General features: G+C 57.6%; 10 protein-coding genes and 1 tRNA gene. 7 read left to right on the top strand and 4 right to left on the bottom strand.

The window, feature by feature from the left end; all coding sequences use genetic code 11:
* Positions 1–165 precede the first annotated feature (165 nt).
* From BDD14_RS06900 to BDD14_RS31635, 4 genes are all read left to right on the top strand, one after another.
* Positions 166–1,164: an ABC-three component system protein gene (locus BDD14_RS06900; protein WP_207231700.1), complete on the top strand. Its 999-nt coding sequence runs from the start codon at positions 166–168 to the stop codon at positions 1,162–1,164.
* Positions 1,161–1,382: an ABC-three component system middle component 6 gene (locus BDD14_RS06895; protein WP_207231699.1), complete on the top strand. Its 222-nt coding sequence runs from the start codon at positions 1,161–1,163 to the stop codon at positions 1,380–1,382. Before BDD14_RS06900 ends, BDD14_RS06895 begins: the two co-directional genes overlap by 4 nt.
* A gap of 393 nt (positions 1,383–1,775) precedes the next feature.
* A complete protein-coding gene (locus tag BDD14_RS06890) occupies positions 1,776–2,477 on the top strand; it encodes an ABC-three component system protein (protein ID WP_130418156.1) in 702 nt (233 codons plus the stop codon).
* On the top strand, positions 2,443–2,592 hold the full coding sequence (locus BDD14_RS31635) for a hypothetical protein (RefSeq protein WP_165419956.1): 150 nt from the start codon (positions 2,443–2,445) through the stop codon (positions 2,590–2,592). The genes BDD14_RS06890 and BDD14_RS31635 overlap by 35 nt, the downstream gene beginning before the upstream one ends.
* Before the next feature lie 156 nt (positions 2,593–2,748).
* On the opposite strand, the gene BDD14_RS06885 is transcribed toward BDD14_RS31635, so the two are convergent.
* From BDD14_RS06885 to BDD14_RS06875, 3 genes are all read right to left on the bottom strand, one after another.
* Positions 2,749–3,180 (bottom strand): hypothetical protein, encoded by a 432-nt coding sequence (locus BDD14_RS06885; protein WP_130418155.1) that lies wholly within the window; start codon positions 3,178–3,180, stop codon positions 2,749–2,751.
* Between the two features lie 154 nt (positions 3,181–3,334).
* Positions 3,335–4,690, bottom strand: coding sequence for a tyrosine-type recombinase/integrase (locus BDD14_RS06880; RefSeq protein ID WP_130418154.1), 1,356 nt, complete (start codon positions 4,688–4,690; stop codon positions 3,335–3,337).
* 145 nt (positions 4,691–4,835) lie between these two features.
* Positions 4,836–4,927 (bottom strand) — tRNA-Ser (locus tag BDD14_RS06875).
* Positions 4,928–4,986: 59 nt separating this feature from the next.
* Here BDD14_RS06875 and queG point away from each other — a divergent pair.
* From queG to BDD14_RS06860, 3 genes are all read left to right on the top strand, one after another.
* Positions 4,987–6,117, top strand: a complete 1,131-nt coding sequence (gene queG, locus BDD14_RS06870) for a tRNA epoxyqueuosine(34) reductase QueG (RefSeq protein ID WP_130418153.1) — start codon at positions 4,987–4,989, stop codon at positions 6,115–6,117.
* A gap of 176 nt (positions 6,118–6,293) precedes the next feature.
* The gene (locus BDD14_RS06865; protein ID WP_130418152.1) at positions 6,294–7,280 is read left to right on the top strand and encodes a YihY/virulence factor BrkB family protein; all 987 of its coding nucleotides are present in this window, start codon (positions 6,294–6,296) and stop codon (positions 7,278–7,280) included.
* A complete protein-coding gene (locus BDD14_RS06860) occupies positions 7,267–9,444 on the top strand; it encodes a PP2C family protein-serine/threonine phosphatase (protein WP_130418151.1) in 2,178 nt (725 codons plus the stop codon). The genes BDD14_RS06865 and BDD14_RS06860 overlap by 14 nt, the downstream gene beginning before the upstream one ends.
* Before the next feature lie 337 nt (positions 9,445–9,781).
* Here BDD14_RS06860 and BDD14_RS06855 read toward each other — a convergent pair whose 3' ends face one another.
* On the bottom strand, positions 9,782–11,053 hold the full coding sequence (locus BDD14_RS06855) for a YncE family protein (protein WP_242617790.1): 1,272 nt from the start codon (positions 11,051–11,053) through the stop codon (positions 9,782–9,784).
* Between the last annotated feature and the right edge of the window lie 374 nt (positions 11,054–11,427).

Here is an 11,427-nt window from a genome sequence, read left to right as displayed (position 1 = left end):
ACCACCATCGCTGAACCTGAAGTTTGCAGACAGCGTCCGCAAGCTTCGTCCGAACTGTTCCGACGTTTCTCGATCGGAGACTGCGCGTGTTGCCTACGTGATGGGCAACTTTTAGCAACCTTCTGAAAGCGTGGAAAGGGTGGACTAGAGTTCTGGAAATACCGCATGAGAGAATTGCTTTTCAGTTTAATTTCCTCTGCACTTCAACGCTGCAAAGCGGAACGGGTCGGCTGCCAACGACGTATGGATCGTCTTCAACAACTCAGCTATGAAAAGGACTTTCGTATCGCATTCCTGGAAGCCCGGGGCGATGCGTTCCAGCGCCTTTTCGAACGGGTCATGTCCCTGGCCTATTGTAGAGATTTTCTGGCGTGCAGGCCTTGGGGCAACGTTGGGGATCGGAAAAACGACGGTTACCTTCCATCTCAACGCACCTTGTTTCAAAGCTACGCCCCCAATGACATGACAGCCGCCGACGCTATCAAGAAGATCACGGAGGACTTCGAGGGAGCTAAGAAGCATTGGGAGCAGTATTTCGATACGTGGGCGTTTGTTCACAATGCGCACGATGGTCGGCTCGGGCCTCATATCATCGAGTGTCTTGAAGATCTCAGGGCTCAAAACAAGAAGATCAAAGTCATTCCTTTCGGGTACCCAGAACTCCTGATCGAGTTTCGCAAACTCACTATGCCCGACTTGGAATCTTGGTTCGGCCCTTCGATTACCGTAACAGTGAATCTCAACCTCGGCTATCAGGATCTCAAGGCTGTTCTGACTCACATTACGCAAACCTCACCGCCCACTATGACCGAGATAAGTGAGGTTTCACCGGGCAAAATTGAAGCTAATCTCCTTTCAGATGCGGTCGCGAATTTTCTCAAGATCGGAATGCAAAAAGCAGCTTTAGTGACCGGATTCTTCGAGCGATGGCCCGATCCCGACTACGGCGAAAGGGTAGCTGAGTCGTTCCATGAAAAGTACATAGAGCTTCGGAAGGTCAGGCCGGTCCTCCATCCCGACGAGATATTCGGGCACATCGAATCCTGGGCAGCTGGAACAGCAGACCACACACCCCAGCACAAGGCAGCAGTTCTCGCGGTCATGGCGTATCTGTTTGACCGATGCGAAATCTTTGAAGATGCAAAAGCGGTGACCGCACCGTGATACTTCCCTCGAAGCATCTGCCACCAGAGCGTGCCCTGCTCACCGTGGGAGCGCAGCTTCTCCATTCGCTAGCCATTCCGCGAACGGTCTCCTCGCTTTGGGAAGAGCTGAACCGAAGCATCGACGCTACGCCGGATCGCAGCCGTAAGCGGATCTCTTACGACTGGTTCATCTTGAGCCTTGACCTGCTCTACGTTATTGGGAGCGATTGCCTTTGAGGATGGTCTCGTCATCCGGAGGTCGGCATGATTCATCGCATCTTCAGTAGCCTTCCGACCTTCAAGAATCTGGCCCCGCTAAAGCCGGGCCTTAATGTTCTCATTGCGGAGAAGAGCGCAGGAGCAACGGACAAGCAGACCCGCAACAGGGCTGGTAAATCCAGTCTGATTGAGATCATTCATTTCTTGCTCGGCTCCGATGCTGGCAAAGACTCGATCTTTAGAACACCCGATCTGCTAGATGCCACGTTTGGAATGACCTTCGATTTGAAAGGCATCCAACAGGAGGTGGAGCGGAGCGGTGGAACCAAAGCGAAGGTAAAAGTCCTTGGTCCATTAGGCCTGCCGCAAACGATCTCGGTAAGTGACTGGTGTGACGTTCTAGGTGAGGAGATGTTCGGCCTGACAACGCGTGAGGCGAACGGATCGAAACCTCCTTCATTTCGGTCGCTCTTCGCTTATTTTGTACGAAGACAGGCCAGTACTGCATTTGTTACGCCAGAAAAGCAGGCAGTGATGCAAGGAATAGGCGATATGCAAATAGCGCTCATGTTCCTCTTGGATCTCGATTGGCAAATCGCTCGGGACTGGCAAGCTGTGAGAGATCGAGAAAAGACGTTAGAAGAATTGAAAAAGGCTGCCGGATCGGGAGCCTTTGGATCGATCATTGGAAAAAGCGCCGACCTCAGAACTCAATTGACTATTGAAGAGGCGCGTCTGAAGCGTCTTCAAGCAGAGAGCGCGAACTTCAATGTTCTCCCCGAATACAAACAGCTGGAAGTTGAGACATCCGCGCTCACCAGGCAACTAAACGATCTGTCAAATTCGAATACCTTGGACCTCTCGGCGATACGCGATCTCGAAGAGGCGCTCACTTTGGAAGTTGCACCGGAACCAAATAACCTCAGGCAGGTCTACAAAGAAGCAGGGCTTGTCTTGCCCGACCTGGTGAGGCAACGCTACGAAGATGTCAGGAATTTTCACGAGTCGGTGGTGCGAAATCGTCGCGACTACCTGACCTCGGAGCTCGAGGCCGCGAGACGACGTATCGAGCAGAGGGATGCCGAGATGGTTCAAGTGGATCCCCAGCAATGAGAATCCTATCGTCAAGCTGTACGTAACCATGAACGTCGAGCTGGACGAGGAAGGCATCCAGCGCCTCTACGAGCAGCTGTCACACTTCGCAGAGCGAGAGGTCGGAGACCTGTAGTAGGCATTGCGGCTAGCCGACCTCCCACCCGATACGCCCGCCCCAAAGCTAATGGTCGCAACGCGTGCTTCAACCCCACGATAGGTCCACTGTAAGAATTTCTCGCTCTTCCCTACCGCTACCCACCAATACTTTCATAACCCAAAGGTCTTATAGTCATGCTTGGCGAGCCTGGCGTGAACTCTGGTATTTCGGTAGCGCCACGAGTTCTGGGTATCGCGTCAGCAACGCTTGTGTAACCTCTATTTTCCAGCGTTTCTTTTGGCTGCGCAGATTCCATTTATCGAAAGCTTTGCTGAGTATTTTGGCTGCCACAATCTCATCGCACTTATTTATCCGGCAGAGATGTCCGACTACATCGTCCACATAACCAGCAAGTATGGATCGACCTGCGTGCAGGACCGAGTTGCAGCGCTCGCAAACCATTTCGAAGCCCGAGAGTTTTACAGTGGTTCTCTGATCACTGAAACGCCACTTCTCATGACAAAAAAGAATCTTGCCGCGCTGTCGGCAGACAATGCAGCGGTGCGCAGCCTCCACAAGAGCTGCGTCCCTAATCTTCTTCCAGGCGACCCGACCTTTCAGCATACGATGTGCACTTCGACCCCAAAGCGGGGCTGGAATAAGTTCAGGAACTATCTTGTGCGCTCTAGCAGGCATGTGCAGAGATGATAGCGCGTAGCTTCAGATTGGCAGTCGAGCGCATCGAGAACGGTATGCCGCCTAGCGAGATGAAGGAGTCTCATCGCGTACCCCCTGCATAACTCTCGAACCCCTGGAAGGTGCTATTGATGGTCTTCCGGATCGTCGCATCGTCCGCGTCGGCGATGTACTTGAGGGTAGTGTCGAGGTCACTGTGACGGAGGTACCGTTGCAGTGTCTGCGCTGGGAGCCCTTTATGGTGGAGGGTTGTCGCAAACGTCTTTCTCAGTTTGTGCAGCACAAACTGTCGGCAGACCGGGTGGGTGGCGCAGGATTTACCTGCCTTGTTGCGACACTGACCACAGTTAACTCCAGCACGAAGGGCCAGCCGCTTGATGACGCGGAGGGCGTGACCGTTGGGCTTCCCGCCCTTGCCCGGAAATATCAGGCGCGTCTGTGGGTACCGTTCCCGCCGAGCCTTGAGGACCCGCACAAGAACATCGGGGATCGGCAGGGAGCCTTCCTCCTTGTCCTTGGGTTGATATCCCAGATCGAGATGTTCGGTGACGGTATAGGTTTTGAGTTCGAGGTCTACATCGGTCCAGCAAACAAACTGAGCCTCCTGCTCTCTCGCGCCGGTGCAGAGGAAGAAGTGAAGGAGATCTGCTTCATCCTGCGTCGCCTCGGCGAAGAGTTTGGCGAGCTGGCTGGGGTTGTAGGCGCGAACCTTCTTCTCGGTGTACTGAGGCAGGTCCTTGCCAATTAGCAACGACGGGAGGCCGTAGTGGTGCAGGAAGATCTGGAAGAAGTCGACGCGATTGCGGACGGTGCGAGGGACACTGCCCTGGACCTTCTTGAGGAACTCGACGTAGTCGAGCATGTCCTTGCGCGTGATGTCGGCAAGTGGTTTGTTCACGAACTGCCGGGTGATCTTGGCGGTGGACTCTTTCCGCTTGTGCCCAGCGATCTTTACCTGGGTGTCCTTGGCAGCCTCCTTGGCGGCGTCAGGGCTGAACAAGAAGAGGGTCGTCCGGTAGGCGGCGAAGGTCTTCGCTGACCTATGAGTCTTTACCTCGGCCAGGTACTCCTTGATTGCCTCGTTGAGGAGCAGCGGCGGCTTAGGCTGCTCAGCAGTCAGAGAGGTACGGGCTGCGGCGTCGGCGACAACCTGAGGGACAATGTCATCGCCATCATCGTTGACATGCTGAAGGTCACGCACTTTCTGCTGGACCCGGGTTAGGGCCAGGATAGGGTCCTTTCCGACCGGCTCCCAAACCCGCTTTTCTCCGATGCGATAGCGTAGGTGGTAGGAAGCGCCAGGGAACTCGGTGGCTCTGCCGGAGTGGATGGCATGGTGGGGGCGTAGGCGGCCATTCGCTGCAAAGGCGGCCCTGAGGTAGGGATAGCTTCCGTCAGGCAGACGGACACGAAGATACAGCTGGACGGGTGACTTCACATTAGCCTCTCGGGCTAATACCGTCGCCAGGTCGCGTTCAGTGATTATGGAATCGGCTTGGCCTGCAAATCGGGTAGCAACTGCTGGTAGCAGATAGGCCCGAGTGGCTCATAACCTATTGATGTAGAAGGATTTGTAAAATTTCTGGCGGAGAGTGAGGGATTCGAACCCCCGATAGCCTTGCGACTATGTCTGATTTCGAGTCAGGTGCATTCAACCGGGCTCTGCCAACTCTCCGTTGATTCAGTTTACCCTGAATCTGGCGCCGGATGAAAGTGTCCGCGAAGGAGTAGGAAGTGTCGGTTGCATGGACCCCTGAGCTTGCGGCGTGGATTGAAAAACAAGCACTTGAAACGGGCTTCGATGCCGCTGGTGTCGCTCCTGTTCCCGAGGCAGGAAGTGCTGTGGCTGAGCGCGATGCAGGCCGCTTTTCCTCCTGGGTCGAAGCCGGACGCGCAGGGGAGATGGAATACCTGAAGCGCCGTGGGGAAGACGGCATCCTGGTACGCAGCGCAGTGCGAGCGGCGATGCCCTGGGCGCGGTCGGTCATCGTTTGTGCCCTGAACTATAACGCTGCCGCGCCACCCTCGATTGCGCCTGCTCCCACCGGTGCCGGCTGGATCGCACGCTATGCCTGGAGCGGGCGCACCCTCGACAATGGCGAGACCGTTCCCACCGACTACCACGAGGAGCTGCTTGGACGTCTCCACAAGCTGGAAGCATTGCTCAAAGAGCGCATACCGGCCGAGACGCGCTGCTATGTCGATACCGGCCCGCTTGTTGAACGATCGATGGCCGCTCATTCGGGCCTGGGATGGATCGGAAAGAATACCTGCGTTATTCATCAGCAGCTGGGATCCTGGCTATTACTTGGTGTCATCGTTACGTCGATCTCCGTTGCGCCGCACGCCGTTCCGGAGCTCGCGACGGATCGCTGCGGAACTTGTACCCGCTGCATCGATGCCTGCCCCACAGAGGCTCTGGTGGCTCCGCGCGAGATGGACGCCTCCCGCTGCATCGCCTACCTGACGATTGAAAAGAAAGGGGAGATTCCGGAAGCACTGCGTGCAGGAGTGGGACGGCAGGTCTTTGGGTGCGATATCTGTCAGGACGTCTGTCCCTGGAACCGCAGGGCTCCAATCGCCGTAAAGCAAGGCATGGAGGCCCGCCCGGAGCTGGTGAATCCCGCACTTCAATGGCTGGCGAGCCTCGATGCGGCGGGATTTCGCAAATCCTTCAAGGGATCGCCGCTGGAACGAACGCGACGAAAGCGTCTGCATCGTAACGTCGCAATCGCCATGGGAAACAGTCATGACAAAAGCTTTCTGTCTCAACTTGAAGCATGGACTCTCAGCGAGGATGAAGTGCTAGCTGAGGGTGCACGCTGGGCAATCCGCCAGATCACAGAATCCGCACTGCACGATTGATGGAATCGGAAGTCTTACTCCGGTCGCTTTCCATTCGGACAAGCTGCGATGGTCTGCTTCACTCTGCTAGCATCAAGGTGGATCACGGAGGGATGTTGGCATTCCAATTGCCACCGGCTGCCGGTCCTCGGTCCTTCCCCAATATGTTCTCGATCCGACCACCCAGAGCAGAAGCAATGGAGCAGGCTAAATCGATCGCTGCGTCTCCCACGCAGGCCGAAGCGACGGCGATGACCTCCGATACTCCTATCGAGAAGGTGCCTCCTTTCGTTCCGTACGGAGGCTTCTGGTCTCAGGTGAATGCGCTGCTTCATTACATGGCGCGGACCGAAGTGCATACCTACGCCTTCAGTGTCGCGGCCAACGCCATTCTGTCACTGTTTCCGTTTATCGTCCTTCTTCTCACCCTCTGCAGACGAGTCTTTCATTCCCGGACCATGGAGCAGGTCGTCGGCGACATGATGCATGGGTTCCTGCCGGTCGGGCAGGACTTTGTGATGCGGAATATGCAGCTGCTTGCGCATCCGCGAAAGGGCGTACAGATCTTCTCGCTGCTGATGCTGCTGGTCAGCTCTACGGGCGTCTTCCTACCGCTTGAGGTTGCGCTGAACAGCGTCTGGGGGGTGGCAAAGAATCGCAGCTATCTGCGCAACCAGGCCGTCTCGCTGGGACTGGCGTTCGCGGTCGGTATTCTGGCCCTTGCCTCGGTTGCCTTCACTTCAGGTTCGAAGACCCTGTTGACCGTTCTCTTCTTTGGCCATACCGAAAATCTCGCCTACGATCTCGCTGACCAGTGGTTTATGAAGATATGTGGCATCGGGCTGAGCATTTTTCTGTTCTTTTTGATCTACTGGATTCTTCCGAATCGCAAGGTTCCGGCCCGGGCCGTAATCCCCACCGCCGTGATGGTGGGTCTTCTATGGGAGCTGGCGAAGTATCTTTATGTACGGGCACTGCCGTGGCTCGATTTCCAGTCGGTCTATGGTCCGTTCTATATCTCAGTAGGACTTATGATGTGGGCGTTCCTCTCGGGTCTGCTGGTGCTGGCGGGCGCACACGTCTCAGCGACACGATATACCTTGCGGCTTGCTCGCCAGGCAAAGATGGAGGAGCAGCCAACAGCGCTCGAGGAGCAGACGAAAAAGAACGATGCAGACCGCTAAGGAAAACCGATGGCCGAAATGGATGGGCAGGAAGCCTCCGACGGGACTTCCCGGAGCGGTATTCTGGCTGGCGGTCTGGTTTTGCCTCCTCTTTCTCCTGAGGAGATTTCCGGGCGGAACCGGTGCTTTCTTCGCGCTGGTGCAGCTGCTGGTGGGAATCGCGCTGGCGGCGACGGCGCTGCCGTTGCTGGTACGCATTGTGCGGCGACGGATGCTGTGGAGCCTTCGCAACAAGCTGGTGATTACTTACCTGCTGATCGGCCTGGCTCCGGTGATCCTGTTTCTCACGCTCGTGCTGATCTCGGCCTATGTCGCGGCGGGTCAGTTTGCGATTCATCTGGTGGACTCCCGCATCCAGGAAGAACTGGCGCAGATGAGCAGCGACAATGCGCATCGTGTCGAACTGGCAGCACGCCTTCTGCAGGGCAGTCAGATTCCGCCTGCAGCTTTGAACAGTGCCGAGCTGAGCGGTGGACTCGATGCTCCGCGCAGGCGGCTGCACCGGGAGAGCTTGACCTACATCAACGGAGCTCCCATGGTGCAAGGAGCCAATAAAGGCAAAACTCCCATGGGGCTGCCGCCGTGGGCAGCGGAGCTCAGGAACGGACAGTTCAACGGCCTGGTGCTGGACGGGGGCGATCTCTATCTGACGGTGGTCAACCAGCACAGGATGAACGATGGCCGTCTGTTGAGCCTGGTGACCAGCCTGATCGTGGACAAGCAGGTGATGGACATGATCGCCGGCGGGCTGGGCCATGCGCAGCTCTTTGCCGAGAGACTGGGAAGCGATCCTTCCGCGAAGCAGCCGGCGAACTCTCCCGATGCGAACGGCAGGACGGCAGTGGGAGAGCGTCTGGGGCGGCGGCGAGAGGCCTCGATCTCGGGAGGCATGCAGGCTCCGGGCGCGAACCTTGCCGACATCCAGGTCCGCTTTCTGTCGACACTCGGCATGACCGACTGGGGGACGGGGGAACGAGACAATGTTCTGGTAAACGTCGACTCGCGTCCCTCCCTGCTTTACAACCAGCTGTTCGGCGCATCGCTGGGGGGATTGTTCCCGGATGCCTATCGCATCGGCCTGATCGCGCTTTGCGTCTTCTTCGCGCTGATCGAGCTGCTGGCGCTGGTGATGGCGATCCGGCTGAGCAAGACGATGACGGCGTCGGTCGCGGACCTCTACCATGCGACTCAGAAGATCGATCAGGGCGAGTTCAGCCACAGGATCGGGGTGACGCGTGAGGATCAGCTTGCCGAGCTGAGCCGCTCGTTCAACAAGATGACGGGCTCGCTGCAGCGCCTGCTCCAGGAACAGAAGGAGAAGGAACGGCTGCAGAACGAGCTCACCATCGCGCAGGAGGTTCAGGCAAACCTGTTTCCGCGCCAGGTTACGAATCTGCCAACGCTCGAGCTGCATGGAGTCTGCCGCCCGGCCCGCTCGGTGAGCGGGGATTACTATGACTTCCTCGTGTTTCACGAAGCTGCGCATAACGGGCACGTGAGCCGGAACGAGACCGGAGTTGGAATCGCGATCGGCGACATCAGCGGGAAGGGAATCTCCGCCGCGCTGCTGATGGCGACGCTGCACTCAGCGGTGCGAGCCTACCGTTTCGCCAGCGAGGAGCTGGTGTACAGCGAGTCGGCGCTTGCGGGCCTGCTGTCAAACCGCGACGAGCTTGGAAGCGACTGCGACGAGCTGTTCCAGTCTCCCGGCCGGATTCTGTCGCTGCTGAACCGTCATCTCTATCGCAGCACGCAGCCGGAGAAGTACGCGACGCTGTTTCTGGCGCACTACGATGCGCGCTCGGCGATGATGACCTACTCGAATGCAGGTCAGCTTCCACCGCTGGTGCTGGGGCAGGACGGCGTAGTGCGCCGGCTGGACCGGGGAGGCACCGTCGTGGGGCTGATGGACGGAATGCAGTACGAGGAAGACCGCTTCCAGATGCGTCCGGGCGACATCCTGGTCGGTTATTCGGACGGCGTGACGGAGCCGGAGAACGACTTTGGAGAGTTCGGAGAAGAACGGATGATGGAGGTTGTGCGCAGGTACCGCGACCAGCCGTTGCACGTGATCTCAAGCCAGGTGATGCAGGCACTCGATGCGTGGATCGGTGCCGAGGAGCAGCCGGACGACATTACGCTGGTCCTCGCACGACAGGTGTAGTACCCCCCAGGTGTAAATCTTATTAGCCTTTTATTTTCAATAGTTTGTGCGTTTTCAACAGGGCAAAATATTGGAAATAAATGAGTTAGGCGTCAAAGTATTGATTCTAAAGGGGAAAAGTCTGCCGCGTTTTCGGGGACATTCTAGTTTTTGTCTGATCTCAGTATAGCGACTGAGGGGAAACTCATCGGCACATTTATCTGTTGGTTTTTGTGTGAGTTGCAGCAAACTGACTTGACAGGTTTTAGACCCTGGAGGCGACGCGGGAGGAAGGGCTGGGCCCTTCGGCTACAGGAGGGCCAATTTTATGGCGTCAGGGAAGAGTTGCCGGACCTGTTTACCGGACCGGCTGAATCGCTTTGATCGCGATGGCATTGGGAGAGGAGCCTGCGGGCAGGAGGGTGAAGAGGGCAGCTCCCTGTTTGCCCTGGGTTCGGATGACGGAGACGTCGCCGGAGTGAGCGTCGATGGCGAGCAGGAGATGCTCATCCGCGGAGAAGGCGAGGGCATCGGGTGCGGATCCGGTGTGGACGGTGGTGACGAGCCGGCCGTCGTCGATGCTGTAGATGCTGATGAGATCGGAGCCGAAGTCGGCGACCCAGAGGGTGGAGTTGTCGCGGGTGATGATGCCGTGGACTGGCTTGTTGCCGATCATGTAGGTTCCGAGGACCTGGTTGTTCCAGGTGTCGATCTCGGAGATGGAGTCGGAGTCGAAGTTGGAGACGAAGATCTCTCCTCCATCCGGCTTGAGGGCGAGATGGACCGGGGTCCGGCCGACTACGAGCATGGTGAGGAGGTGGTCGGAGGTGGCGGCGGGGTCCTGCCGGGCCTGCCAGGAGCCGGGTGCCGCGGCCAGGCTGATGACCATGATCTGATGACCGCCGGAGCAGGCGATGAAGGCCTTGGAGGAATCCGGAAGTATAGCGACATCGGTAGCGCCGGGGCAGCCGGGAAAGGCGGCACGGAGCTTGAGAGGCGGGCCGGGTTTTGCCTCCTGCGGGGAGGACTGGGGCGATTCCGGGGAGTCCTGCCGCGAGACGAGGGGAGAGGTGTAGGGAACGGCAGAGTAGATGGAGACGCTGCCGGATTTGCGGTTGGAGACGACGAGGGACCGCATGTCGGGAGAGATGCGCGCGAGGCCCGGCTGCTCGCCGGTACCGACGACGGCGATCTCGCGGCGGTGATCGAGATCGATGACGCTGACGGAGTTGGAGCCGGAGTTGGCGACGTAGGCGCGGCCTCCCGCGGAGTCGACGCTGATGAAATAGGGCTGCCGATGAACTCCGATGGTGGCGACGACGGTGTTGCTCGCGGCGTCGATGACGGTGACGGTTCCGGAGCGGGTGTTGACGGCGTAGATTTCGTTGTGCACCGGATTTGCGGCGATTCCGGTGGGGTTCTCGCCAACCCGCAGGGTTCGGTCGGTGCGCAGGTTGACGAGGTCGAGGACGCTGACGGTGTTGGAGTTTCCGTTGGTGACGTAGGCGAACTCGCGATAGCCCGCGGGAACATCGGGAAAGCTGCTGCGGCGGCACCCAAGGGGCAGAATCAGCGCAAGACAGAGCAGGGCGAGCGAGCAGTCTCGCAGGGTATGGCGGGATTTCGGCACTGGAGCGAGTCTATCGGTCGGAATCGGGGTGTCGCAAGTTACGGGCAGTTGAAAAAAAAGATTTCGAAATGCGAAACCTTTCGTTCAGAAAGTGTGTCTACGCATTTGATGTGAAGAGTTGCCAGATGGGGAGCTCTTGCATCGTCTGTAAATCCTTCTCGGACAACGAAGCTACTTCATGTAGCTTCGTTGATTTTTTTAAGTTGGGTGTTCGAAGGGTATGGACCCTTTTTTGAGAGCGTGGCGGCGCACGCAGAATACTGAGATTCTTCGCTTCGCTCAGAATGACGGCCGAGGGGGTGCGTTCAGAATGTCGATCGAGGAGATGTGATCAGGATGACGGTCGAGGAGATGTGCTCAGAACCTCGATGGGA

The sequence above is a fragment of the Edaphobacter modestus genome (genome assembly GCF_004217555.1).
In the GTDB taxonomy this organism is placed as follows: domain Bacteria; phylum Acidobacteriota; class Terriglobia; order Terriglobales; family Acidobacteriaceae; genus Edaphobacter; species Edaphobacter modestus.
The sequence above is the reverse complement of the archived record's forward strand: the minus strand, read 5'-3'. Positions and strand labels throughout refer to the sequence as shown.

What these genes read in the sequence shown, in the direction of transcription:
- BDD14_RS06900 (WP_207231700.1), top strand. Translation starts at nt 166, where the DNA reads ATGAGAGAATTGCTTTTCAGTTTAATTTCCTCTGCACTTCAACGCTGC.
- BDD14_RS06890 (WP_130418156.1), top strand. Translation starts at nt 1,776, where the DNA reads ATGTTCGGCCTGACAACGCGTGAGGCGAACGGATCGAAACCTCCTTCA.
- BDD14_RS31635 (WP_165419956.1), top strand. Translation starts at nt 2,443, where the DNA reads ATGCCGAGATGGTTCAAGTGGATCCCCAGCAATGAGAATCCTATCGTC.
- BDD14_RS06885 (WP_130418155.1), bottom strand. Translation starts at nt 3,180, where the DNA reads ATGCTGAAAGGTCGGGTCGCCTGGAAGAAGATTAGGGACGCAGCTCTT.
- BDD14_RS06865 (WP_130418152.1), top strand. Translation starts at nt 6,294, where the DNA reads ATGGAGCAGGCTAAATCGATCGCTGCGTCTCCCACGCAGGCCGAAGCG.
- BDD14_RS06860 (WP_130418151.1), top strand. Translation starts at nt 7,267, where the DNA reads ATGCAGACCGCTAAGGAAAACCGATGGCCGAAATGGATGGGCAGGAAG.